This window comes from Formosa undariae (genome assembly GCF_042427615.1).
Taxonomy (GTDB): domain Bacteria; phylum Bacteroidota; class Bacteroidia; order Flavobacteriales; family Flavobacteriaceae; genus Formosa; species Formosa undariae.
In genome coordinates this window covers 439201-466046 of sequence record NZ_JBHMEZ010000001.1, presented here as the reverse complement: position 1 = coordinate 466046, position 26846 = coordinate 439201, and the positions used below count along the sequence as shown (strand labels likewise).

The 26846-nt window shown below is 33.7% G+C and carries 22 protein-coding genes; 13 read left to right on the top strand and 9 right to left on the bottom strand.

What is annotated here, in order from left to right:
- A complete protein-coding gene (locus ACFFVB_RS02040; RefSeq protein ID WP_382380652.1) occupies positions 1-858 on the bottom strand; it encodes a YicC/YloC family endoribonuclease in 858 nt (285 codons plus the stop codon).
- 116 nt (positions 859-974) lie between these two features.
- Here ACFFVB_RS02040 and ACFFVB_RS02035 point away from each other — a divergent pair, with 116 nt between their 5' ends.
- Positions 975-1454, top strand: a complete 480-nt coding sequence (locus ACFFVB_RS02035) for an acyl-CoA thioesterase (protein WP_382380650.1) — start codon at positions 975-977, stop codon at positions 1452-1454.
- Position 1455: 1 nt separating this feature from the next.
- Here ACFFVB_RS02035 and ACFFVB_RS02030 read toward each other — a convergent pair whose 3' ends face one another.
- Positions 1456-2340, bottom strand: coding sequence for a DMT family transporter (locus ACFFVB_RS02030; protein ID WP_382380648.1), 885 nt, complete (start codon positions 2338-2340; stop codon positions 1456-1458).
- Positions 2333-2686 carry an arsenate reductase family protein gene (locus tag ACFFVB_RS02025; protein WP_382380646.1) on the bottom strand — a complete coding sequence of 118 codons (354 nt, stop codon included), beginning with the start codon at positions 2684-2686 and terminating at the stop codon, positions 2333-2335. Before ACFFVB_RS02025 ends, ACFFVB_RS02030 begins: the two co-directional genes overlap by 8 nt.
- A 72-nt stretch (positions 2687-2758) precedes the next feature.
- On the opposite strand from ACFFVB_RS02025, the gene ACFFVB_RS02020 reads away from it, so the two are divergent.
- Positions 2759-3223 carry a DinB family protein gene (locus ACFFVB_RS02020; RefSeq protein ID WP_382380644.1) on the top strand — a complete coding sequence of 155 codons (465 nt, stop codon included), beginning with the start codon at positions 2759-2761 and terminating at the stop codon, positions 3221-3223.
- Here ACFFVB_RS02020 and ACFFVB_RS02015 read toward each other — a convergent pair.
- Together ACFFVB_RS02015 and ACFFVB_RS02010 are read right to left on the bottom strand one after the other, a co-directional pair.
- On the bottom strand, positions 3203-3925 hold the full coding sequence (locus ACFFVB_RS02015; protein ID WP_382380642.1) for a DUF3298 and DUF4163 domain-containing protein: 723 nt from the start codon (positions 3923-3925) through the stop codon (positions 3203-3205). The two genes, ACFFVB_RS02020 and ACFFVB_RS02015, sit on opposite strands and share 21 nt — an antisense overlap.
- Before the next feature lie 118 nt (positions 3926-4043).
- Positions 4044-4799, bottom strand: coding sequence for a THC0290_0291 family protein (locus ACFFVB_RS02010; RefSeq protein WP_382380640.1), 756 nt, complete (start codon positions 4797-4799; stop codon positions 4044-4046).
- A gap of 219 nt (positions 4800-5018) precedes the next feature.
- Here ACFFVB_RS02010 and gdhA point away from each other — a divergent pair, with 219 nt between their 5' ends.
- Positions 5019-6362 carry an NADP-specific glutamate dehydrogenase gene (gdhA, locus tag ACFFVB_RS02005; RefSeq protein ID WP_382380638.1) on the top strand — a complete coding sequence of 448 codons (1344 nt, stop codon included), beginning with the start codon at positions 5019-5021 and terminating at the stop codon, positions 6360-6362.
- Between the two features lie 70 nt (positions 6363-6432).
- On the opposite strand, the gene ACFFVB_RS02000 is transcribed toward gdhA, so the two are convergent.
- On the bottom strand, positions 6433-7458 hold the full coding sequence (locus ACFFVB_RS02000) for a threonine aldolase family protein (protein WP_382380636.1): 1026 nt from the start codon (positions 7456-7458) through the stop codon (positions 6433-6435).
- Positions 7459-7675: 217 nt separating this feature from the next.
- On the opposite strand from ACFFVB_RS02000, the gene ACFFVB_RS01995 reads away from it, so the two are divergent.
- The 9 genes from ACFFVB_RS01995 to ACFFVB_RS01955 all read left to right on the top strand — a co-directional run bounded on the left by ACFFVB_RS01995 (position 7676) and on the right by ACFFVB_RS01955 (position 20710).
- On the top strand, positions 7676-9142 hold the full coding sequence (locus ACFFVB_RS01995; RefSeq protein ID WP_382380634.1) for a circularly permuted type 2 ATP-grasp protein: 1467 nt from the start codon (positions 7676-7678) through the stop codon (positions 9140-9142).
- Between the two features lie 7 nt (positions 9143-9149).
- Positions 9150-10103: an alpha-E domain-containing protein gene (locus ACFFVB_RS01990; protein WP_382380632.1), complete on the top strand. Its 954-nt coding sequence runs from the start codon at positions 9150-9152 to the stop codon at positions 10101-10103.
- Positions 10104-10152: 49 nt separating this feature from the next.
- Entirely contained in the window at positions 10153-11001 is an 849-nt protein-coding gene (locus tag ACFFVB_RS01985) for a transglutaminase-like domain-containing protein (protein ID WP_382380630.1), read from the top strand.
- A gap of 61 nt (positions 11002-11062) precedes the next feature.
- Positions 11063-12173 (top strand): peptide chain release factor 2 gene (gene prfB, locus ACFFVB_RS01980; protein WP_382380628.1). Its coding sequence is split into 2 segments (ribosomal slippage): positions 11063-11125 and positions 11127-12173, totalling 1110 coding nucleotides; the frame shifts between segments, so codons are not numbered across the junction.
- Positions 12174-12185: 12 nt separating this feature from the next.
- On the top strand, positions 12186-12527 hold the full coding sequence (arsC, locus tag ACFFVB_RS01975) for an arsenate reductase (glutaredoxin) (protein ID WP_382380626.1): 342 nt from the start codon (positions 12186-12188) through the stop codon (positions 12525-12527).
- Positions 12528-12651: 124 nt separating this feature from the next.
- Complete coding sequence (locus ACFFVB_RS01970) at positions 12652-15114, top strand: TonB-dependent receptor (RefSeq protein ID WP_382380624.1); 2463 nt, start codon at positions 12652-12654, stop codon at positions 15112-15114.
- A gap of 105 nt (positions 15115-15219) precedes the next feature.
- On the top strand, positions 15220-17559 hold the full coding sequence (gene porZ / locus ACFFVB_RS01965; RefSeq protein ID WP_382380622.1) for a type IX secretion system anionic LPS delivery protein PorZ: 2340 nt from the start codon (positions 15220-15222) through the stop codon (positions 17557-17559).
- Positions 17559-18278: a DNA repair protein RecO gene (recO, locus tag ACFFVB_RS01960; RefSeq protein ID WP_382380620.1), complete on the top strand. Its 720-nt coding sequence runs from the start codon at positions 17559-17561 to the stop codon at positions 18276-18278. The genes porZ and recO overlap by 1 nt, the downstream gene beginning before the upstream one ends.
- A 20-nt stretch (positions 18279-18298) precedes the next feature.
- Positions 18299-20710, top strand: a complete 2412-nt coding sequence (locus ACFFVB_RS01955) for a TonB-dependent receptor plug domain-containing protein (protein WP_382380618.1) — start codon at positions 18299-18301, stop codon at positions 20708-20710.
- A 4-nt stretch (positions 20711-20714) separates the two neighbouring features.
- On the opposite strand, the gene ACFFVB_RS01950 is transcribed toward ACFFVB_RS01955, so the two are convergent.
- Positions 20715-24719: a RemA C-terminal-like gliding motility protein gene (locus tag ACFFVB_RS01950; RefSeq protein WP_382380616.1), complete on the bottom strand. Its 4005-nt coding sequence runs from the start codon at positions 24717-24719 to the stop codon at positions 20715-20717.
- Positions 24720-24818: 99 nt separating this feature from the next.
- Between ACFFVB_RS01950 and ACFFVB_RS01945 the strand changes: the two genes are divergently transcribed.
- Positions 24819-25292 (top strand): regulatory protein RecX, encoded by a 474-nt coding sequence (locus ACFFVB_RS01945; RefSeq protein ID WP_382380614.1) that lies wholly within the window; start codon positions 24819-24821, stop codon positions 25290-25292.
- Positions 25293-25347: 55 nt separating this feature from the next.
- Here the strand turns inward: ACFFVB_RS01945 and ACFFVB_RS01940 are convergent, their stop codons facing one another.
- Entirely contained in the window at positions 25348-25836 is a 489-nt protein-coding gene (locus ACFFVB_RS01940) for a DUF6646 family protein (RefSeq protein WP_382380612.1), read from the bottom strand.
- Between the two features lie 42 nt (positions 25837-25878).
- A complete protein-coding gene (locus tag ACFFVB_RS01935) occupies positions 25879-26742 on the bottom strand; it encodes a cupin-like domain-containing protein (RefSeq protein ID WP_382380610.1) in 864 nt (287 codons plus the stop codon).
- Between the last annotated feature and the right edge of the window lie 104 nt (positions 26743-26846).

Below are 26846 nucleotides of genomic sequence, written 5' to 3'. Positions count from 1 at the left end.
TTATAATACGTTTAAAAGTTGTTCTTTAATTTTTTCTAATTCGTCTTTCATTTGCACTACTAATTTTTGCATAGGTGCATAATTACTTTTAGAACCAATGGTGTTAATTTCACGTCCAAGTTCCTGACCGATAAACCCTAATTTCTTTCCGTTTGAATCTTCAGAATTTAATGAAGACATAAAATATTCTAAATGATTTTTTAAACGTACTTTTTCTTCAGTGATATCATATTTCTCAATATAGTATACAAGTTCTTGCTCGAATCTGTTCTCGTCTACTTTCTCTTTTAAGTCCTCAATACCTTTGCGTAAACGCTCTTTTACAGCTTCAATACGTTCTGGATCTATAGCGATAACTTCTTCTAGTAATCTTTCAATTGTAGCGATTCTATTTATAAAATCGGCTTCTAGTACTTTACCTTCATCTAAACGATATTCGCTAATATGATTTAATGCCGTATGAATTTCATTTAAAATGATTTCCCATTCATTTTCATCTATATCTTCACGTTCTGTACTTAATGCATCAGGAAAACGGACTGCCATTTTAAGTAATTCGGTAGTGTCTCCATCAACAATTTCTTTTAATTGTTTAAGATATTCTTTAACAACAGGCTTGTTAATTTGTGTAGATGTTGCTTCACCTGTAACTTCAACAAAAATCGAGAAATCAATTTTTCCGCGTTCAAGTTTATCGGCAATAAGTTTACGTAAATTCAATTCCTTCTCTCTGTAAAAAGAAGGCATTCGCGTATTCAAATCTAGGTTTTTACTGTTCAGTGATTTTATTTCTATAGAAATTTTTTTGGTTGGTAATTGTAATACAGATTTACCGTAACCCGTCATTGAATATATCATAAACTATAATTAAAAGTTGTGCAAAGGTAATTAAACTTAAGCGTTTAGAAAATTCTAAAATTAGTATGTATGTGCAGTATTCTTTTTTATTTTTATTGCACTGAAAAATTAAAGAGATGTATACAAAACAATTTGAAATACGATGGAGTGATATTGATGCAAATCGTCATTTAGCCAATTCTGCTTACACCAATTTTATGAGTCATACGCGAATGGCTTTTTTACTAGAAAGCGGATTCTCTGCTAAGGATATGGCACAGCATAATATAGGTCCGGTAGTATTTTACGAACATATGTATTATTATAAAGAAGCGTTTTTAGGACAGCCAATAACTGTAGGTTTAGAGGTTTCAGGAATAAGTGAAGATGGGAAGTTTTTTAAATTCGAGCATAATTTCTATAATAAAAAAGGTGAGAACATCGCACACTGTGAAATGTTAGGTGGCTGGATAGATTTAAAACAACGCAAATTAACAGCGCTGCCAGAGCAATTAATGACGTTAGCCGATGCGTTCCCGAAAACAGAAGATTTTAAAGTGTTAACAAAAGCAGATACACGAGTACTTAATAAAGTCCCTAAAGATTTAAAAAACTAGTTTATTTAGAGGGTTTAGTCACTAAATACACGCCAACAAAAATTAAAATGGCAGCTATTATTTTGACACTATTTATAGTGTCGCTGCCAATAATTAAAGCAAAAATGGCTGCAACTATGGGTTGGAGGTAAACAAAGATGCTAGCTGTAGATGCTTTTACGTGTTTTAGCGCAATTACATTTAATAAGTAAGTTCCGAACGTTGCAAAAACAACTACAAAAACTGCTGAAAATATATTGTAAGGTGAAAACGTATGCCATTGTACGGCGCGAAATTCTTGAATACCAAAAGGTGTTGTCATTATTAAACCTAAAAGGAATAGCCATTTTATAATAGTTAGCGGATGATATTTAGCTGTTAGTTTTTTCGCTATTATTAGGTAGATACTAAAAGCGGTAGCATTAAGAATAATCAGAGAATTCCCTAGTAAGATGTTATCGCCGGAATGTATGGCTTTTCCATAAATACTCAGAATTATAGCTCCAGAAAATCCTAAAACGATTCCAATAATTTTTAAAGAGGTAATCTTTTCCTTTAAATAAATAGAGGAAAGTACAAGTACAACAATTGGTGTAATTGTAGATATTACAGAGGCATGGATAGGGGTGGTGTATTCTAAACCTTTAAAAAAAGAGAGCATGTTTAGGAACATCCCAAAAAATGCTGCGGCTATAAAGGTTAAGTAATCTTGCTTGTCAATTTTTTCCTTAGGAATAAATATTCCCAAAATCCAGAACAGAGTTGTGGCTCCTAACAAACGTAGTAAAATAAATCCAGCTGGCTTGATGAAACCACCGTCTATAACGTCGTTGGCAAAGCCGTAATTTAATCCATAAAATACTTGAACTAAGAAGAGTAAAACTAATGCTAATGTGCGTTTATTCATGTATAGCTTGTTTGGCAGCGGCTACCGATTTTTTACTATTTCCGATAAAAATTTCATTATTGTAAATTAAAACCGGGCGGCTTAAAAAGGTATAATGCTCTAAAATGTAATTTTTGTAATCAGCTTCTTCTAAGGTCTGATTTTTTAAATCCATTTCTTTGTATAGTTTGGCACGTTTACTAAAAAGAGCTTCATAACTACCTGATAATTTGTGCATGTCTTCAAGTTGAGCAACAGTTATTGGAGTTTCTTTTATGTCTTGAAAAACGACATCATTTGGAAGGTCTAATTCCTTAATAATACGCATGCAAGTATTGCACGTTTTTAAGTAGTATATCTTTTTCATGATTGTGTTATTTACTTGCAAAATAAAGGCATTTTAATGAGTTTCACTTATATTTAGTCAAAAATAGATATAATGAATTTTACTTTTGAAGTGTTTGAAAAAACGAGAGGATTTTTTAAATTATTTTTAGAACAACTAAGTCTAGAAGAATTAAATAAAATTCCGACGGGTTACAATAATAATATTATTTGGAATATCGCTCATGTTATTGCTACCGAGCAGGTTCTGATTTATAAATTATCTGGAGTGCCAATGTTAGTCTCCGACGATTTTGTGGATGCTTACAAAAAAGGGTCTAAACCAGAAGCCGATGTAACTCAGGCAGATGTTAATCTTATAAGTGAATTATTAACAGAAACGGCTAAGCAAACTCAGGTAAATTATAGTAATAATGCCTTTGTGAACTTTCCGGAATATACACCAGAAACGACAGGAACAACAATACACAATATAGATGAAGCCTTAACTTTTGTCTTGTTTCATGAAGGTCTTCATTTAGGTATAGTAAAGTCGTTATTAAAATCCGTCAAACTTTAAATAAGAATTTGCCTTGTCGAAAGGAATAACAAATTCCGTGATTCCGGCGGCGTATGGAGCTATTTCGTAGGTGTTATATAGTAAAATTAATCCATCCGCGCTGTATCCAATATTTTGAGGTAAAATGAATTTTTCAGTGTCTAAATACATGTCTTTTTTCTCTGAAATAGCCTCATCGAAATATGGATTTGCTAGTTGATTGAATTGTTCTGCGTTCTCGATGAGCTCATCGTTTTGAATAAGTTCGCCTGTCTGTCCATCAAAATTTAAGAAGCTAATTATTAAAATTCCATGAGCGCCTCCAGTATTTGTGTAAGATGTTAGTGAAATACTAATAATTTCTGGGGATTCAAACATAATCTCACCGTCAATTTGAGCTTCCCATTCTTGTGCGCTTTCTGGAAATTCATTTTTAAAACTGATGTATTCACTATTGAAGTTTTCTATGTTGGCTTCAATGGTATTGGTGGCTTGAATTTCTTGATTAAATTCAAGTTCCGAAGCAACGCGTTTTTTTAATGTTGTATTAATAAGCAACGCAGCTTTACTGTCTCCTACCGCCATTGGAATATTAATCTCAACAATTGTATTGTTGGGAGCCGTGATGGATTCTTCTGTAAAAATAATGGCTTGTTTTTCGGTACATGAAGCCAAAGTAAGAAGGCTAAAAATAATAAGAAAAGGGTGTAGTCTAAGTTGCATATAATAACTTTATAATTCTATAATAAAGGTACATATTGCAGTTAGATAACAGAAGTAAAAGTTAAGATTTATATATTAAAGGTGTGTTAATTAAATCTAGTACAGCTGAAGAGCGATATTAATTAATATAGTATACATAACCTATATTAATCCAGATTAACGAGTCGTTATTTTTGTTATAACTTAACTGATGGTTTAATCCGTCTACCCAGTCACTTGTGTAAAACTGAACTTTAGCTTCTATTAGGAAGTCGGAATAATCACTTACTTTATAACGTATTCCAACCCCAGTGTCAATAGATAGGGCATTGAAGGTACCTGTGTTTACAGAACCTGGTAGCCATTCACTATAAAGATCTCTTGAATTGGTGGTGTTTGCTCCCGGTTGTGCATATATATATTGAAATCCGAATATTGCATAAGGACTAAAATCCATTAGATGGTAATAAAACTTTCTGTTACTTAATGGATAATATTCTAGGAAAGCTCCTGTGTTAATATTCTTAGATTCCCCACGTTGATTTTTTAATTTAATAGTGTTCTCACTATTGCTATCAGAATCAACATATTGACCGTAATGTTTTAATTGTGTTTTGTTGTAAGAGACGTCGAAACGAAGTTTAAAGTGATCTACGATATAGTTTTCTATAAGTCGTTCTCCTCCTCCCCAGTCCATTGGATTTATGTCTAGCATAAGGCCTACGCCATATCCTATGTTTCCAGAGTTTGTAGTACCGTCTCCTCGTAGTCCAAAATCAGAACGTACTTGTACAGGGCCCGCAAGTATGCCTAACTCAAATCCTGTTTGTGAAAAAGCAGAATAGAAACAGCAAAAATATATTACGAATAATAAACGTTTTAGGTTTTTTAGCATTTTATTTAAAAATAGATGCTGTTATGTAGGTATTAATAGCAAAGCAAATATATAAAATGATTAGTATTAATCAAATAATTCTATGTATTTCGTTGTTTAGATTTATTTAACAACAAAATAATTGTGAAATATTAAAATAAGGAAAGTGTTTTTTGTAGATAATGTATATTTGTAGTTCAGAAACTAATGCTTATTTAATAGTATCGTAATTTTTATAAAATGAAAAATCAAATAAATGCTTTTTTAGAGTTCGTGGAACAAACTAATAGTCACGAACCTGAGTTTCTTCAAGCAGTGCACGAAGTTGCGGAGACTGTAATTCCGTTTATTGAGAATAACCCAAAATATAAAGGAAAAAAATTATTGGAACGTATCGTTGAACCAGAACGAACAATAATTTTTAGAGTAGCTTGGATTGATGATAAAGGAGAAATTCAAGTAAATAGAGGGTTTAGAGTAGAATTTAATTCTGCTATAGGTCCTTATAAAGGAGGATTGCGTTTTCATCCTTCAGTGAATTTAAGTATTTTAAAATTTTTAGGATTTGAACAAACCTTCAAAAATGCCTTAACAACTCTGCCTATGGGTGGAGGAAAAGGTGGAAGCGATTTTAATCCTAAGGGTAAAAGTGATAATGAAGTGATGGCTTTTTGTCAGTCTTTCATGTCCGAATTAAGTCGCCATATTGGTCCGAATACAGATATACCTGCCGGAGATATTGGTGTTGGCGGACGAGAAATTGGGTATTTATTTGGTCAGTATAAAAGATTACGTAACGAATTTACCGGAGTGTTAACTGGTAAAGGAATGGAATATGGTGGTTCATTAATACGTCCAGAAGCGACGGGTTATGGTGCTGTTTATTTTGCGAAAAATATGTTAGATACTCGTAACGAATCATTTGAAGGTAAAACTGTTGTTATTTCAGGTTCTGGAAATGTGGCTCAATATGCATGTGAAAAAGCTACAGAATTTGGAGCTAAAGTAGTTACGCTTTCAGATTCTTCAGGATATATTTATGATGCTGATGGGATAGATGCTGAAAAGTTGGCTTTTGTTATGGAGCTTAAGAATGTAAAACGCGGACGTATAAACGAATATGTAGATGCATATCCTAATGCGAAATTTATAGCAGGAGAACGACCTTGGTCTATAAAATGTGATTTAGCAATGCCGTGTGCAACGCAAAATGAATTAGATGCTAACGATGCGAAATTATTAATAGCAAATAATGTTATTGCTATCGCCGAAGGTGCTAATATGCCTACAACACCAGAAGCTATTGAAATTATTCAAGATGCTAAAGTATTGTTTTCTCCAGGGAAAGCATCTAATGCTGGAGGGGTTGCAACTTCAGGTTTAGAAATGAGTCAAAATTCACTGCGTTTAAATTGGCCGAGAGAAAAGGTTGATGAAAAATTACATCAGATTATGAATGATATTCATGCATCTTGTGTCGATTACGGAACTCAGGAAGACGGATATGTAGATTATGTAAAAGGTGCAAATATTGCAGGTTTTGTTAAAGTAGCAGATGCGATGTTGGCACAAGGAGTAGTTTAGGCTATTTCTGTCAATAATATTTAAGAGCCTTCAGATTTTATTTCTAAAGGCTCTTTTTTTTGGTTTTATTTTAAAATTTTAATGCTTTGAAAGTGTCCAAAACTTTAGAGTGCATATCATTAGTGTAATCTAAATGTGTAACCAGGCGTAGTTTACCCTGTCCCATATCGCTTATTAAAATGTTATAGTTCTTAAGTTTAGAGATGAAGGCATTACTGTTTTTAACTTCGTCTAATTCGAAAATCACAATATTGGTTTCCGATTGTTCAACGTGTTTTACAACGCTTAACATTTTTAAATGCTCCCCCAATTCCTTGGCTTTATTGTGGTCTTCAGATAAACGCGTAATATTATGGTCTAAAGCGTAAAGTCCTGCACCTGCTAAAAAACCACCTTGGCGCATACCACCACCTAGCATTTTTCTTATACGTAACGCATTTTTCATAAATTTCTCGTCTCCAGTTAAAACCGATCCTATAGGACATCCAAGCCCTTTGCTTAGGCAAACAGAAATAGTGTCGAATACATCACCGTATTGTTCTGTAGTTTCGTTCTTTGCTACTAAAGCATTCCATAGGCGAGCACCATCTAAATGATACCCTAAGTTATGTGCTGTGCATACCGATTTTATTCTCTCTAATTCCTTAAAATCCCAACATGCACCACCCCCTTTATTCGTCGTGTTTTCAACTTCTACTAATTTTGAAAGTGGGTTATGGTAAAATTCTGGAGGGTTAATAGCATCAATAACATCTTGAGCGTTAAACATGCCTCGATTTCCATCTATTAATTTACAAGAAACACCGCTGTTAAAAGATGCACCTCCGCCTTCGTAATTATATATATGTGCATATTTGTCGCAAATAACCTGGTCGCCGGGATTAGTGTGTAATTTAATGGCTGTTTGGTTTGCCATGGTGCCACTAGGAAAAAACATTGCATGAGGTTTCCCAAACATCTTTGCAATACGTTCTTCTAAAAGATTTATAGTTTCATCTTCTTTATAAACATCGTCTCCAACTTTAGCAGCCATCATAGCTTCTAGCATTTCGGGTGATGGTTTTGTAACGGTATCGCTTCTTAAATCAATAAGCATATGAATCTGTTTTTTATGAATTTTAGGGTAGAAAGTTAGTTGAATATATCTGAATAAATTCTCTAATTTTAGAATATATTTATATGTTAAGTAATTATGAATTTACTATTAACGCTGTGTTTTTAGTGTGAAATATAGATTAAAAATTAAAAATTAATATTTTTTTTATACCAAAAACACAAAAAATAATTGTTAATTTAGGAAAAACGTAAAATGCATGGAACCAACCAATTTAAAGCACCTTTTTTCTTCATACGATAGTAATGATAAATTGTTCGATGAGATTTTTGATAAGAAGCAAAATGTTAGAGAAGTTTATAAGAAATTATTCGATTTATATAATGGTTATCCTATTGAAGATTTTATCAATCTAAACAATAAATCAAAAGCCTCTTCTTTTAATCAGGGGATAACTTTTCAGGTCTATAATGATGCTAAACCTCAAGAAAAAATTTTCCCTTTCGACTTATTTCCAAGAATAATTGATGCTGGAGAGTGGGAAATTATAGAGCGCGGTGCTTTACAACGCTGCAAGGCGCTAAATGCTTTTATTTCTGATATTTATCATGATCAAAGAATAATAAAGGCAGGAATTGTTCCTATGGAGTTAATTAGCTCTTCTGCGAATTATTTAAGGCAAATGGGTGGTTTGGATCCAGCGGGAGGTATTTATAATCATATTTCAGGAACCGATCTTATTAAGCATTCCGATGGGAAATATTATGTTTTAGAAGATAATATTAGGTGTCCTTCTGGGGTGAGTTATGTAATGTATAATCGAAACGCTTTAAAGCGTTCTTTATTTGGTGCTTTTAATCATTACGAAATTCAGCCGGTTGCAGATTACTCAGAAAATTTATTAGAAATTATGGAGTCGGTTAAGCCTAAGGGTGTCGATGTTCCTACCTGCGTAATCTTAACACCAGGGGTTTATAATTCTGCATATTACGAGCATTCTTTTTTAGCAAAAACGATCGGAATAGAATTAGTAGAAGGTCGCGATCTAGTCGTGGAGAATGATTTTGTATATATGAAAACCATTTACGGACTTAAAAAAGTAGATGTTATCTATAGACGAATAGACGACACGTATTTAGATCCGTTAGCGTTTAAAAAAGATTCAGCGATTGGTGTTCCTGGATTATTTGCTGCTTATAAAAAAGGTAATGTTAGTTTGGTAAATGCTCCTGGAACCGGAGTTGCAGACGACAAGGCAATTTATACGTATATGCCTCAGATTATTAAGTTTTATCTCGGAGAAGAGCCTATTTTAAATAATGTTCATACCTACCATTGTAGTAGGCCAAAAGAGTTGAAATTTGTTTTAGAAAATATTCATAATTTGGTAATAAAACCTGTGGATGAAGCTGGAGGTTATGGTATCTCTATTGGGAATCGATTAACCAAACCAGAAATAGAAGCGGTTAAAAAGGTGATTCTTGAAAACCCAAGAAAATATATTGCACAGCCAATATTATCACTATCTGTGCATGCCACATACATAGACGATTGTCAGTCTTTCGAGCAACGACATGTAGATTTGCGTACGTTTACTTTGCTTGGTCAGGACAAAGAATTTGTTCTAAAAGGCGGATTAACACGTGTGGCGCTTAAAAAAGGAAATTTAATAGTGAACTCATCTCAAGGAGGAGGATCAAAAGATACTTGGGTTTTAAAAAAATAAATAATATATGTTAGCAAGAATAGCCAATAACTTATTTTGGATGGGGCGTTATATGGAGCGTGCAGAACACACAGCACGTTTTACAAATGTAAATTACTTTTCGTCTTTAGACGCGCCTAATAAATTATCTAGAGACCGTCAATTTGTGCTTCGATCCATGTATGAAATGGTTGGAGAAGAAGAATATGATGAAGAAACTCTAAAAGAAGAGGATGTGCTTTATAACACGGCCTTAAATCCCGAGAAACATTATTCTATATTACAATGTATAACCTATGCTAGAGAGAATGCAAGTAGCTCCAGAGATTTAATTTCTAGCGACTGTTATGAGGCTATGAATACCTATTATCATTCTGTTATAGCATATTCTAAAGAGCATTTTGTAACTCGAGGTTTGCACGATTTCACAAGTCATGTTATGGATCAATCTACCATCATGAAAGGGAAAATGCGTAGTACCATGTTACATGACGAGGTATATGCACTTATTAAATTAGGTATGAATATTGAAAGAGCGACACAAGTTTCTCGTATTTTACAAATAAAGTACGATGATGCGGTGGAGGCTACAATCAATAAACCTAAACTATTAAAAAAGAGTTTTGAGTGGACTACACTTTTAAAATGTCTTAACGTGTTAGACGTTAATCGTAGAGTGTATAAAAAAGCACCCACACAAAATTCTGCATTAGAATTTTTAATTCTAAATCCAAGATCTCCAAGAACGATATTAAGTTGTTTAGACGAGATACAAACATATATAACCATGCTCGATCCATTAAAAGCGCGTGAAAAAGACACCGCTACATTTTTAATAGGGAAAATGAGATGTGAGTATAAGTATAAAACAATAGAAGAAATACCAGAAGATGTAAAAGGTTTTCTAGCCGACACATTTGATAGCCTAATTCGAATAAGCGAAAAGATTGAAGAAGAGTATTTTTATCAAGAAAAAATATAATCGTATTTAGAAATAGTTTTAATTTGAACACTTCCTAATTATTAACAAGATGTTCAATTATACAATAAAATATACTGCCGAAAATATTTACGAAAACCCTGTTTTCGAAGCTTTTTGGCAGTTTTTAGTTATTCCTCAAAATAATGAAACTCAAGATTTGGTTTCTAGTAAATTTAGTACTTCGTTAGATTGTCCGATAGAAAAATCTATAAATGGATATGATTTCGATACCGTGAGAATTCATTATAAAAAACCTTTTGAAACCATGCGTTTTGAAGCTGTTTTTAAAATGAAAAAAACTGAAATTAAGTCGGTTAAAGTAGATGCGGCTTCTAAGGTCGAAGACGATTATATCGCAATAAGCACATTAGATTTTAAAGTAGATTTTGAGTCTTCGCTAAGTATTACAGCACTTACACGTTTACCAAAAGAACATTTACGCATTTTTAAATTCGATACGTCTAAGCATATTTTAGATAATATCATACAATTGAATAGCTGGGTTTATAACTATCTAAGCTTTAGAAAAGACGTCACAGATCAAGAGATGGCTTTAAAAGACGTTATCGAAAAGAAGGCAGCGGGCAGTCAGGGTTTTGTGCATTTGTTTTTAGCAATTATTAGACAGAACAATGTTCCTGCGCGTTATGTGTCAGGTTATTTGCACCAAGGGAACGATTTTTTCAATGATTCTCAAATCCATGCTTGGGCAGAAGTCTATATTCCAAAATTAGGTTGGATTGGTTTCGACCCAATAAATGATTTATTGGTAAGTCATAATCATGTGAAAATTTCACACGGACAAGATTATAATGATTGTGAGCCTTCAAAACAATTTTTGTTTTCGCTTGGAGATAAAAAAATTAAACATACCGTAGAAGTTACATATGAACAATAATCTACCGTTAGATTTATTTTTTGAAAAAAAGTGTAGTACTTTTGAGTAAAATAAAAAGAATATGATAACCTTAGATCAAATAAAAGATCTTTCACATCGCCTTACGTCGTTAAGGCAATATCTTTGACATAGATGTCAAACTCATAGAAATACAAAACGAAGAAGAGCAAACTTTCGACCCTAATTTTTGGAACGATTCTAAAGCAGCCGAAGTGATTATGAAATCGCTTCGTGTTAAAAAGAAATGGGTAGCAGATTTTAATACGGCAACTGCTTTAGTTGGCGATTTGGAAGTCATGTACGAATTCTACAAAGAAGGAGATACGACGCTAGAAGAGGTTACGACACATTACAACAAGGCGCAAACACTTTTAGAAGACATCGAATTTAAAAATATGTTGTCTGAAGAAGGCGATAGTTTAAGTGCGGTGCTACAGATAACTGCGGGAGCAGGAGGAACAGAGAGTTGCGATTGGGCGAATATGTTAATGCGTATGTACTTAATGTATGCCGAAAAAAGCGGATTTAAAGTTAAAGAGCTAAACTATCAGGCAGGTGATGTTGCTGGAATAAAAACGGTGACTTTAGAGCTTGAAGGCGATTTTGCTTTCGGTTGGTTAAAAGGTGAAAATGGCGTGCATCGTTTGGTGCGTATATCTCCATTCGATAGTAATGCCAAACGTCATACAAGTTTTGCTTCAGTATACGTATATCCGCTTGTAGATGATACGATCGAAATTGATATTAATCCAGCAGATATTGAAATAACAACAGCACGATCTAGTGGTGCCGGTGGACAAAATGTGAATAAAGTTGAAACTAAAGTGCAGCTTTTACACAAGCCCACAGGTATTCAAATACAATGTTCTGAAACACGTTCTCAACACGATAACCGATCTAGAGCCATGCAAATGTTGAAATCTCAATTGTACGAAATTGAATTACAAAAACAATTAGCGCAGCGAGAAGATATTGAAGCAGGAAAGATGAAGATAGAGTGGGGAAGTCAGATTCGTAATTACGTTATGCATCCGTATAAATTAGTTAAGGATGTTAGAACAGCCCACGAAACAGGGAATGTCGATGCTGTAATGGATGGAAATATCGATGCCTTTTTAAAAGCCTATTTAATGATGATGGGGCAAAAAACAGAAGATACTAATAACTTATAATCGCAATTAATTATGATTACAATTTATCACAATAACAGATGTAGTAAATCACGCGAGGCACTAGATATTCTTAACGCTTCAGGAAAACCTTTCACTATTATAAAGTATTTGGAAGATGTTCCTACTAAAGCCGAACTCACACGCATAATCGACTTATTGGATATTATGCCAATCGATTTGGTGCGTAAAAATGAAGCGATTTGGAAAGAGAATTTTAGAGATGAAAATCTTACAGATGAAGCTATTATTGAAGCCATGATTAAGCATCCAAAACTTATAGAGCGGCCGATAGTTTTAAATGGGGATCAAGCTGTAATTGGTAGACCTCCTCAAGACATTACGAAAATATTATAATCTTATGACGTCTATAGTTTAACATATAAAATATAGCCGTTTTTTTTGTTTTAACAACCTTTTAACTAAAGTTGACTAAACCAAATTCGTTCTTTGCGGTCTTATTTAATTAAAAGATACATTTATGAATTTGATAAAACGAGTGGTTTTTAGTCTGCTTTTTTTGGTTATTTGCTTTAATATTCAGGCACAATCAGGTAAAGACGTTAAAATAACAGGTGTTGTTATTGATCAGGAAACCAAACAACCCTTGGAATACGCTACAGTTGCCTTTAGAAACAGTAAAGATAATAGTGTAGTAACAGGCGGGATTACAGATATGGATGGGAAATTTAATATTCCTGTTCCTGTAGGCGTTTATAATGTGTCTTTCGAGTACATTTCATTCAAAAAGCAAACGATTCAAAATAAAAATTTATCAAAAAACACTAATCTGGGAACCGTTATTTTGGCTCTAGATACAGAGTCTTTGGCTGAGGTTGAAATTATTGCCGAAAAAACTACGGTAGATATCAGACTTGATAAAAAGATTTATAATGTTGGTCAGGATTTAACAGTAAGTGGTGGTACGGTAAGCGATGTTTTAGACAATGTACCGTCAGTTTCTGTCGATATAGAAGGGAACGTAGCATTAAGAGGAAACGATAATGTTACTATTCTTATTAATGGTAAACCTTCTGGTTTGGTAGGGCTTAATTCTACAGAAGCACTTAATCAATTACCTGCAGATGCTATCGAACGTGTTGAGGTTATTACGTCTCCATCTGCAAGATATGACGCAGAAGGAACGGGAGGAATCTTAAATATTATTTTAAGACGTAGTAAGTTGCAAGGATTTAATGGTTCTATTACTGCTAACGGTGGGTATCCAAATATGGCCGGAGTTTCAGGAAATATAAACTATAGAACAGGCGATTTTAATTTCTTTAATACTACGGGGTATTCTTATAGAGAATCACCAGGAAAATCGTCTACAGAAACAGATTATTTTAATTATGAGTTTGATGATGATGGCAACATTATAAACGATCTTCCAGACACGTATTTAAACGAGTACAGAGATTTTGATCGCATTAGTAAAGGAATCAATACCAACTTGGGTGTAGAATGGTATATTACAGATAATACGTCTGTAACGGGAGCTGTGTTTTATAAGAATAATGATAACAGTTCGAATACGACAAACAATATCTTTGAAGTCGATAATTTAGGAAATATACTTAATGAAACGTTGCGTTTCGATCCTGAAACCGAAGATGATAAAACGATGCAGTATTCTTTGAATTTCAATAAGCAATTCGATACTCCTGGTCATGTGTTAACATTCGATTTTCAATATGAAGATACCTCAGAAGATGAAAATTCTCTTATTACCGAGAATGGATTAGATACCGAGACTGTAAGAACTTTGGAAGGGCAAGAAGAATTATTGTTGCAAGCAGATTACGTATTACCGTTAGGAGAAGACAGTCAGTTTGAATTTGGTTACCGTGGTAATTTCAATACTTTAGATACAGATTATACTTTAGCTTTTAAAGAAAATAATGAGTTTGTAATAGATACGGACGTAAGTAATAATTTAATTTACAAAGAACATATTAATGCTGTTTACACACAATATGGTAGTAAAATAAAAGATAAGTTTTCGTATTTATTAGGGTTAAGAATGGAGTCTACAAGTGTCACTATAGATCAAGTAACCAGTAATGATTACGAGAAAAAAGATTATTTAGGTTTCTTTCCTACAGTGAATTTAGGGTATGAAATTAGCGAAGACCAAAGTGTTATGTTAGGTTTTAATAGAAGGATTCGAAGACCAAGATCACGTTATATAAACCCTTTCCCTTCTAGAAGTAGTTCTACAAACTTATTTCAAGGGAATCCAGATTTAGATCCTAGTTATTCTTCAGCTTTAGATTTAGGATACTTAAACGAATTAGGAAAAGTAACTTTAAACAGTTCTGTCTATTATCAGCACTCTACAGATGTATTCACATTTATAAGTGAAGCGACAGGAGAAACGGTTGTGATTGGAGGAACGGAAATTCCGGTTATTAAGCGTTCTCCAATTAATTTGGCGACAAACGATCGTTACGGTTTTGAATTTACAACAACCTATAAGCCGACTAAAAAATGGAGTATGAATGGGAACTTTAATTTCTATAACTCGATTACTCGCGGCGATTATAACGGAATTAATTTCGATGCAGATAATTTAAGTTGGTTTGTCAGATTTAACAATAAAGTGACTTTACCTGCAGAAGTAGAATGGCAAACACGTTTAATGTATCGCGGTCCTGAAGAAGATGCACAAAATAAAACCGATGGTATGTTTTACTGTAGTTTAGCATTTAGTAAGGAGATTTTTAATAAAAATGCATCCTTAACTTTAAATGTAAACGATGTATTCAATTCTATGAAAAGATCAACGCTTTCTACAACAGATACGTATATAAGCGATAGTGAATATCAACGCAGACAGCGTTCGTTTAACTTAGCGTTTACATACCGTTTCAATCAGCAAAAGAAACGTCAAGAACGCGGTGAAGGCGGCGGAGATGGCGATGATATGGATTTTGAAGGATAATATTTTTTAAAAGCTTCCCGATTTGGAAAGCTTTTTTTCTTTAGTGTATTATTTTACCATAAAACTCGTTACTTATAAATATATTTGAAATAATAAAAATCATCTATGTTTAAAAGAATTCTTTTCCTTTTCTTGGTGTTATGCCCTTTAATCTCAGTAGCACAAGATTTTTCCGATTCTTGGGAAGGACATTTTTCATACAATAATATTAAAGATGTAACTGCTAGCGAAAGTAAAATCTATGCGGCATCGGAAAATGCTGTGTTTACTTACAATATTTTAACGCAGGAGACAAGTACACTTTCCTCTATTCAAGGGCTTTCAGGAGAGCTTATTTCAACTATTCATTACAGCCTCGATTTCGAAGCATTGGTTATAGGTTACGAGAATGGTTTAATTGAAATTTTTTTAGAGGAGGATTCAAAGGTTTTAAGCGTGGTAGACATTGTCGATAAGCCAACAATTCCACCAACAAGCAAGAAGATTAATCATTTTAATGAAAATGAAGGTTTAATATATATATCTACAAATTATGGAATTTCGGTCTATAATTTAAATCGTTTAGAATTTGGAGATACCTATTTTATTGGCGATTCTGGAGTGCAAAGTGTAGTGACACAAACTACAGTTTCTGAAGGATATATTTTTGCGGCTGGACTTGACTTTATAGGATTAAAACGTGCCGAACTCAGTAATAGTAATTTAATAGATTACAAACAATGGACTAAAATTTCGAGTGGCCAATTTACAGCTGTAGAAGCTGTTTCAAATAATGTATATGCTGTAGATATTGGACGTTTTATTTATAAAGTAACGGGTACAAATATTAACGGTTCAATTCAATTTCCTACGGCTCCTTTAGATGTTAAATCTGCAAATAATGAACTTGTAATTACAACAATAAACCATGTGTATTTATACGATGCTGATTTGAGAATTATTGCAGAGGTTGGTCAAAATGATGCTTTTAGTACTAATTATACTTCCGCAATTACTACGATCGATAGTTTTTACATCGGCTCTAGTAGTTTAGGTGTTTTACAATCTCCAATAGATAATCCTTTTTCTTTTAAAGAAATTCGCCCAGATGGCCCATCAATGAATATTCCGTTTTCAGTTAAAGCAGGCTACAATAATGCTTGGGTAACCTATGGTGATTATACTTTAAGTTATAATCCATTTCCAATACAAACTCGAGGAGTTAGCCATTTAAAAAACGGAGCGTGGAAAAATATTCCTACCGATAGTATCTTAGGAACAACAAATTTGAATGCTATAAGTGTTAATCCTAATAAAATTAGTCAGGTATTTATAAGTTCTTTTCAAAAAGGTCTTTTAGAGGTAGATGCAGATCTTGCTACTAAGTTATTCAATGAGACGAACAGTACTTTAGATCCCATTGCATTACCTAATTCAACAGAGATTAGACTTAGTGCCTCAACATTCGATGGCGATGGCTTATTGTATACTTTAAGTGGTCGTGTACAAAGTCCGTTAAATTCGTATGATCCTAATTCGAACCAATGGAAATCTTATAGTTTTGAAGGTTTGTATACTGATGCTTTTGGTGGGGAATGGGGCTTTTCCGATATCGTGATAGATAACTCCGGGGTCGCTTGGGTGGGAAGTTTTAAAAACGGAATAATAGGTTATGATTTTAAATCAGGAACTTCTAAAATTAAGAGTCTGAATGAAGAAAGCCAAAATATGCCTACAGTGAGTGTTTCTGCCGTTGCTCTGGATAATAGTAACCAACTGTGGATTGGAACAGCTAGAGGGTTAAGGGTACTTTATAATACGTCGTCTTTCTTTACAGATTCTAATGTTCAAGTCAGTGAAATTATCATTCTAGACGACGGTATTGCGAAAGAGTTATTGGCGCAAGAGTACATCTCAAGTATAGAAGTCGACGGGTCTAATAATAAATGGATTGGAACCATTGGTTCTGGTGTTTATTATTTTTCTTCAGATGGACAAGAAGCCATTTATCATTTCACAAAAGACAATTCGCCTATTCCTTCAAATAATATATCCGATATTAGTATAGATAATTCAAACGGAAAAGTGTTTATAGCTACAGAAAGTGGTTTAGTTGCGTTCTATTCAGGAAGCTCAGAAACTAAGGACAATTATAACGATGCTTATGTGTATCCAAACCCGGTGCGTCCAACATTTAATATAGTAGACGAACTGGTTAAAATTAAAGGATTAACAGATCGTGTGAATATAAAAATCACAGATATTGAAGGGAATTTAGTTGCAGAAGCTCAAGCCAATGTGAATTCTAGATTTGGTGGTTCGAATCTGGAAATTGATGGGGGAACTGCTTTCTGGAATGGTAAAAACTTGGCCAATAATGTAGTGCGATCTGGAGTGTATTTAATTATGCTTTCGGACACCGAGACTTTCGAAACTAAAGTGCTTAAATTAATGGTAATTCGATAATGTTTTATTCTTCTCCTGCCATTGTTTTATCTAAACTAAAGTATCGTGAACATGATCTTATTGTACGTTGTTATGCTAAAGATTTTGGTGTCGTTAGTTTCTTATTGCGGGGTGTATTAAAAAGTAAAAAAGGAAATGCTAAAGTCGCTTATTTTCAATTGCTTTCTCAAATACAGATCGAAGCAGATATCAAACAAAATAGATCACTACAGACATTAAAAGATGTGAAAATTAATGTTCTGTATGGCACGCTTCATACACAGGTGGTTAAGAGTGCTATCGTTATGTTTATAGCCGATGTTTTGGCTATGGTTTTAAAAGAGGAAGAAGCAAACGAAGCGTTGTTTGAATATATAGAATCGGCTTTAAATACTTTAGATACTACGACCGAATCAGCGAATTTTCATTTGGTTTTTTTGGTGCATTTAACAACGTTTCTTGGTTGTTTCCCAGATACTACGAATATGCATTATAATTACTTCAATTTAAGTACTGGACAATTCGAAAAACATGCTACAAGTATCTATTCTGTAACAGGAGACGATTTAAAGATTTTTAAGCTCTTATTAGGCATGCTTTTTGATGACCTAAAAACAATTAAAATGGGCTCTAAGCAACGACAATCGGTTTTAGACCTATTGCTCCTATATTACGAGTTGCACCTTGGTCACTTTAAAAAACCAAAATCATTAGCCATTTTTAATCAAGTATTCAATTAATAACCGACCAAAGATTCTGTATGAATTTAAAATTACTTTTCGCATTTTTTTTCTTTATCTCCCTTTCAAGTATTTCCCAAAATATTACTGTTTTAAATAGTCAAAATAACGAATCTATTTCTGGTGTTGTCATTTATAATGCCGATAAATCACAAAGTGAAATATCAGATTTAAATGGTGTTGTATCACTTGATAAGTTTAAAGATAATGAAATACTATTTTTCAAACATTTATCATTTCAGTATTTTTCTATTGAAAAAATGAAATTAAAAACAGTGTTAAGTGTATCCCTAGAACCTTTAACAGAAGGACTTGATGAGGTTGTGATTTCAGCTTCCAAATTTGAGCAAGGTAAACGCGATATTCCTCAGAAAATAGCATCAATTTCGGCAGAATCAATTACGTTCGATAATCCGCAAACTAGCGCAGATTTACTTGAAAACACAGGAAATGTTTATATTCAGAAGAGTCAGTTGGGAGGAGGAAGCCCGATGATTCGTGGTTTATCTACTAATAGATTATTAATTACAGTGGATGGCGTTCGTATGAATAATGCCATTTTTAGAGCAGGAAATGTACAGAATGTAATTTCGATAGACCCCTTTGCTATCGAACATACCGAAGTAATTTTAGGTGCCGGTTCGGTAGTTTATGGTAGTGATGCCATTGGAGGTGTTATGAGTTTTTATACTAAAAAACCAAAACTGTCTTATACCGATAATATGGATTTCTCGGCAAATGCGGTTGCACGATATGCTACTGCTAATAATGAAAAAACGGGGCATTTAGATTTTAACATCGGATTAAAAAAGTGGGCATTTCTAAGTAGTGTGAGTTATACCGATTTCGACGATCTAAGAATGGGGAGTCATGGTCCAGACGATTATTTAAGACCAGAATATGTGGTTACAGAAAATGGGATAGATAATATTGTTGAGAATCCAAACCCTAAGGTTCAAGTCCCAACAGGATACGATCAAATTAACCTTATGCAAAAGGTTCGATTCGAGCCAGGAAACGATTTAAATTTCGATCTAGGATTGTATTACTCTACAACTTCAGATTATTCAAGATACGACAGGTTAATCCGATATAAAGGAGATGAATTGCGTTCGGCAGAATGGAATTATGGGCCACAACGTTGGTTTATGTCTAATTTACAAGTCACTAAATTAAGTAGTCATTCTGTGTTTTTTGATAAATTTCAAGCGAATGTAGCTTATCAGAATTTTCAAGAAAGTAGAATTGATAGAGATTACCAGTCGCCACTTCGAAATTCTACAAATGAAGACGTAGATGCTATTTCTGCAAATATAGATTTCGAGAAGCAACTTAGTTTAAAGACGCAATTGTTTTATGGTGTAGAGTATGTTTTTAATAAAGTTAACTCCTTTGGAGAGCAAGAGAATATAGACGACAATACTACTATAACAGCGCTATCTAGGTATCCAAATAATTCCGATTGGTCTTCGATGTCTGTGTATACAAATTTTAAATATAAACCTAGTTCTCAATTTGTTTTGCAAACGGGATTACGTTATAATCATGTTTTAGCTCATGCAGATTTTAAAGAAAATAATGTGTTTTTAAACTTACCATTTGAAACGTCAGATGTGAATACAGGTGCATTAACAGGGACGGCTGGGGTTAGTTGGATTCCTGCCGAAATAATTCAATGGAAATTAAATTTTTCGACAGCTTTTAGAGCGCCAAATATCGACGATGTTGGTAAAGTTTTCGATTCCGAGCCTGGAGCTGTAGTTGTTCCAAATAATGACATAAGCCCTGAGTACGCCTATACTGGGGATTTAGGAGTGCGTTTAAATTTTGAAGATAAGGTTATTATAGATGCTGCAACATATTATACGTTTTTAGACGATGCGTTGGTACGTAGAGATTCTGAGTTAGATGGCAATTCTTACATCGATTATAACGGAGAGTATAGTCGTGTGCAATCTATGCAGAATGCTGCAGAAGCTCGTATTTATGGTTTCGAAGTGGGAATTCAGATTCACTTTACTAAAGCTTTAAAATTAACATCTCAATATAATGTTATTGGTGGTTATGAATTGGAGGATGACGAGAAGTTACCTTTAAGACATGCGGCTCCAGATTTTGGAAATACACATCTTACATGGCAGAATAAAAAATTAACCATAGATGCATATGCGATGTATAATGATGAAATGTCTTATAACGATTTAGCACCTTCAGAACAGAGTAAAGATTATATGTATGCCGCCGATGAAGATGGAAATCCGTATACGCCGTCTTGGTACACTTTTAACTTACGTACACAATATAAATGCAATCCAGATCTTACCTTAATTGCGAGTTTAGAAAACCTCACAGATCAACGGTATCGACCTTATTCTTCAGGAATTTCTGGTGCAGGTAGAAACTTAATTTTGGCAGTGAAATATGCATTATAAAGGGTCAATATTTTTTAATGAATTTTCTTTTAAATTGAACTGAATTACTACAGCTTACAGAAGCGATATAGGTACCATGATGTAAGGAAATGGCGCTTAAAACATCACGATTTGTGTGAGGTTTTAAATGGTGAATTTTCTGACCTAGTATATTGTAGATTTCGATACTTTGCATTTGAATGTGTTCTGAATCTAAATTGAAAATAATATCATTGGTCGGCAATTGAATGATTTGAAATTGTGAAGCCTTATCAAATGTTTCAATGTTTAATGAATGTGATTTAAAAGTTAGATTAAACCGATTATTAAATGTTCCTGGTTCTGATGTAAACGTATAGGAAGATGTTTTTAAATCATGGTATGTATTTAAAAAAGTATCTTCTAAGAATAGTTCGTTTTGAGTTAAGAATTCACCTTCAAAATCATCCAAAGATATTTTGTAGATTGTCGGCACTTTAATAGATAGATGTAATCCTAAATTAATTTTTTCGTCGGCATTAATACTCTGTAGAGCTTTTCCTTGAATAATGAATTTTTTGTCCGAATTCGGCATTGTTGAATACAGTTTTGCAGGAACATCTTTAGCAATTTGCGTGTCTACATCATAAAAACTACCATCGTATTCATCTTTTGCTCCAGAAATATAACTAACTAAAGTCTGACTGAAAACACCGTTATCTGAAGTTAAATTAATCCATAATTTATTAGATTCTGAGGTTCTAAAAAACTGAGCGTTTTTATCTGTTACCCGCATGTCGTTATTAAAAATAACATGACCAGTAGGCGTTGGATAATTGTCTGAGAATTGAATAAAAAACCCTTGGCAAGACGGAATAAAATTATCTGGTTTTGTCCCCGTGCCTTCTTGAGCAGCAACCGATCCGGAACCATTAATTATAGCGTAATCCGAAGGGCTGAAATTATAGACATCATTACCATTAAATGTATCAGATGGCGGGGTGTCATGAGACCATAAATAAATGGCGCCTTCTAGAGTCCCGTTGGCATTAATGGAGTGTACATTGGCCTGGAAAAAAGCGGTAACATCTATAGCGGAAGGGTAGGGGTTTCCTATTAAATTAAAATTGGTATCTAAGTGTGATTCATCATTTCTTTCTACAGGAGTTAGTATCGTACCGTTGTTGAAATTTCCTGAAAAGGAATAGGTGTATTTTGCTCCAGGCGTAAAATTTAATTCAGAGTGTGTAGCCGCATAGGCAACTCCTGGAATTAAATTATCGGTCCTTTTTATTTCTGTATTGTCCCCAATCGCTTGCCAATCGTTTGCGTTGTCGTCTACATCATCTTGGCCAAGTGCTTGGGCATTATTGTTGTTTTCTTCTTTATAAATGTCGACAAAATTTAAAGAGTTATACCAGTATAACCGTTGTGAATTATTAAAAACGGGGTCGAATGTCTCATTGGAAACAGGAGAACTCCAGTATGTGTATTCGTACCAAGCGTTTAAAACTGCAGTTTCTTTTTCAACAGTAATTATACCAGAATTTATAATTTCGGAATCATTTTCCTGAACAAAAGAGCCTTTGTTTTTAACAATTAATTCTCCTTCAACATGTAATTTGTCAATCACCTTTGCATAAGATTCACTATCTATAATTAATGACTTTCCTAAAGGTATATACAAGCCACATGTGGTCATGTTTCCATGTGTTACCGTGTTATAATCATGATTTAGTACCGTGAAAGAATTTACGGAGGGTCCTATATTATCCTGCCAACCGGTATTTGTCCAAATACTTTCATTAATAGAAACTTTTACCGTAGCAGTCGCTGTATAGCATAAATTAGAATCTTCTAATATTCTGCAATAATATTGGTTGCCGTCGGTTTCAACTGTATTTAAGATTTTTAATGTTGCTGTTTGCGTGTCATCGTGATTAAGGTCGTCAATGACTTCCGTCCAAATATCGGTTTCGGGAGCATTAAAAAACCATTGATATTGTAATTGTTTTTGTCCAATAAAGCCTTCTTCCGCGACTGTCGAGAATTGAACATATAAACTACAACCCATACTATTATTTGTAGGTTGGGTTAGAATTTGTGGAGGAATTCCAGAGGAAAAATTATAAGTGCCTATATCTGTATAATCAACAGTTTGGAAAGCTTCCCAGTCGTCCTGATTCCATGTTGTGCTTGGAGTGTTTAAAATATTATTTTTTCGTCTATACGTATATCCTTTTTGAGAAATTGTAAAGGGTGATCCCGAAACATCACCCCATAAATCTATCCAATTTCCATTGTATAGTAAGCGAATGTTATCGTTGTAGTTAATTCCAACTAGCGTACTTACCTGATCGTAACCATGAGTAGCATTGGAATTTTCGGCATCTCCCGCACCAAAAGCAATTACAAAAACATCTTGGTTATTTAAAGTAGCTTCTTCAAACGGAATGGTACGAATGGTGGTTCCGTTATAATGTATTTCGATACTGTAATCTTCAATATTTACAGCGGTACCTGTACCATTATAAATTTCAATATAGGAATGAGATCCGCTAGGATGGTCGGTAATTTCACTAATAAAGAGATTGGTTGGAGTGTTGCTATTGTTCCCGTCGCAATCGATAGCCCTCATAGCAATAAGGTTGAAATTTGTTGCGTTACTGCATCCCAAATCGTTAGTTATATTAAGGGTTCCGGAAGTCGCGTTTTCTGGTATAGTAACTTCAATTTTAATGTCTGAAATAAGATTGATTTCTGCTAAAATGCCATTGAGGTTTGCCGTAGTTCCCGTTCCGAAATTAGAATCTGTAATGGTGACAATCGTTCCGGGTGGGCCACTGCTTGGTTGCGCTAAAAGTGGTGCAACAGAACATTTTCCTGTGCCTTGAACTTCAAAAGTATAAGGATTTTCGTCTGCATCATTATTTGCAATAGTAATAATAGAAGTGCGAATGCCAGATGTCAAAGGTGAAAATTGAATTTCGAATGGGATTTTAGTTTGATTTGGAATTGTAGAGTTACTTGGGTTTAATACAATTTGAAATTCTGTTGGATTGGAAGATGTGATGTCTGAAATAAGTAAATCTAACTGTCCCTCGTTATGAATATAATACAATTTAGAAACCGTTGTTGCTCCAACAATAGTGGAAGCAAAAACAGTATTGTATCCGGTACTGGATTCTGAACCATTCGGAATTGAGGCTTCGGTATTGCGCTCTACATCAATTTCTGGAGCGGGAGTAAAGGCTTGGCCAGTTAGTAAAATCGTACAGTCATTTTCATTTGAATCCGAATTTATAATGTGTAAAGTCCCATTGCTATTTCCGGAAGCGATAGGATTAAAAGCAATGGTTAGTAGGGTCTCTGCATTAGGTAAAATGGTAAGAGGAAATGTTGGTCCTGTTATAGAAAAATTAGAGGTTGTGGTTATATTAGAAATATTTAAATCGACATCTCCAGTGTTTTTTATGGTAACCGTTTTTTCTGTAGTTGCATTAATAGCAGTGCTTTCAAAATCTTGTGTAAATGCGCAATTTTGAAGGTTTCCAAATTCATCTAATAACTGTATTTCAGGGGCGTTTGCACCACCACAAAATATGGAAATATCGTCTAAATAGTAAGAGCCACCAGCTCTATAGGTCATAATAACTTGGATATAATAATCGCCGGTTAAATTTAAATTGATGGCGAATAATTGATGCGTTTCTGTGGTTTGTCCCACAGTTATGTTTTCTGCTTCTGTCCACGGTCCTGATGTCGCAGTGCTATATTGAATGCTTAGTGTTCTCTGGTCAGAAACAGAAGATCGTGCTAAACTAAATTGTATGCTTTCTGGATTTGTTATTGCTACCGTTGTAACGATAAAGTCGTTTACATCATTAAACCCAACACCATCTCCTTCATTTCCAGGAGTAGATGATAGGTAGGTGTCCGAAGCGGTCCAATTTCCATAGCTTGTATTAAAATTATCTGATAAACATTGGGAAAATCCTAAAGATATCACGGATAAAAATAATACTATTGTAGTAGTATATCTTTGTTTCATCGTGGTAACGTATATTTGAATCCTTAGGGATAGGAATCTAAATATAAAATAAAATACACTGAAAATCAAGTAATTACGTAATATTTTTAAAATTCAAGTATGGATACTCATAAAACGTATACAGTCGAAGAAGCCAAGCGAGCCTTGGAATATTATTGTGCTTACCAAGAGCGTTGCCATAAGGAAGTACAGGAAAAATTAAGAAGTATGCGTATGATACCTGATGCTATAGATGCTGTAATTGTGCATTTATTGACTCATAATTTTTTAAATGAAGAGCGTTTTGCGAAGGCTTATGTTCGCGGTAAGTTTAAGTTTAAAAATTGGGGTAGAAATCGTCTGACAATGGAATTAAAACGCAGGCAAATTAGTAAGTTTAATATACAATCAGGTCTTAAGGAATTAGATGCTTTAGATTATTATGGTGTGTTTGATGCTTTGGCAGAACATAAATGTGAAACGATTAAAGAATCAAATAAATATAAGAAGAAGAAAAAATTGGCAGATTATTTATTGTATCGCGGTTGGGAATCGCCAATGGTTTACGAAAAGGTTAATGCTTTAATTAAATAAAAAAAGGAGCTTCAAAATTTATTGAAACTCCTTAGGTATTTTAAAAATATACAACTTATATATTAAAAGAAGCTCCTATATTAAATACAAATTGATTGTTTAGTTTTTCCTCTAAAGTTAGATTACCAGTGTCATATTTAGCAATTGGGAAATTGATTTCAGAATATACTCCAAAACCTTCAGAAAAGAAATATCGTGCTCCAACATGCGCCCCAAAATTATTCATACTAAAATTTAATCCAGGATATAAGTCGAATTCATCTACTCCGATTACAGATGATAAATTAGCATTAAAACGTGCTTTAATATCGAAACGTTCACCAAAATCGGCATCCAAATCATTACTTACACCTAATAAGTATGTGGTTGCCACACCAAACGAAATATTTTCGCCCATACCTAAATCGTAAGTTCCAGTTATTCCAGTTCCATTGTCCTGAAAACTTGCTCCGATTTGAAACTTCTGATCACCTTTTCCTTTAAAAGCTTGTGCATTTGCAAATGAAACTACGCATAGACATGCGATAATAAGTAGATTTTTCATGAGTTTATTATTTTGAGGCAAATATAAGTTTTAAACGGAAACTTAAGAATTAAATTTTGAAGTTCTTAATATGGCTTGTTTGTTTTTCCAATCTATCCAGCCCTGCCCTTTAATTCTTCGCATTAAATTATCGAAGTTTCTCATAATAAATACGTTGTAAATGGCTTTGCCTAAGTTTTTAGGTTGTCTAGCAACGGCACGAAGACTCATGGAAAATCCGGGAGTAAGGTATCGCATATAATGCCAATAGCCTTCGGGCATATATAATACTTCTCCGTGGTTTAATTCGGTTTTATATCCTTTAGCTTTTTTTAAAGCCGGCCATTTATCTAAATCAGGATTATTAAAATCGATATCTTCCTGCGTAATTAAGGCATATGGAACTTTGTACAAATATTTATTCTGGTCTTGATCGAACAAAATAACTTTCTTTTTTCCTTCAAAATGAAAATGAAAAATATTAGCCAAATCGATGTCATAATGCATAAATGTAAATGAATCTGTCCCGCCAAAGAAAAGCATTGGAAAGCCTTTCATTAAGCGTAATCCAAAATCTGGAAATGTAAAATCCTTTTGAAGTATCGGGACTTCTTTTAAAATATTCCAAAGAAAAATTCTGAATTTAGTTGGTTCTCGCTTTAGCAGGTCGATATATTCACTCATTTTCATTTTAGAATGAGCTTGGTTAAATCCATCTTTAAAATTTACAGGTCTGTCGTCGTAAAGAGGTACCGTTTTATCTCCCGCAACAGATTTTATATAGTCTAAACTCCATTTAGAATATGCAGGCCAATCGTCTATAAAATGCTCAATAACTACAGGTTTCTGTGGTTTAAAAAACTGCGTTATAAAATCCTCTTTTGTAATGGTTTTAACGCGTGGTATGTCTTGAAGATTTAATTTCAATAGGATAAAAGCTTAAAGCTGCAAGTTAATAAAAACGTTAATATATATTTGTTGATTATGTGTAAATCGGCAGTGATTTATATTGATTTTATTGTTGTAAAGTG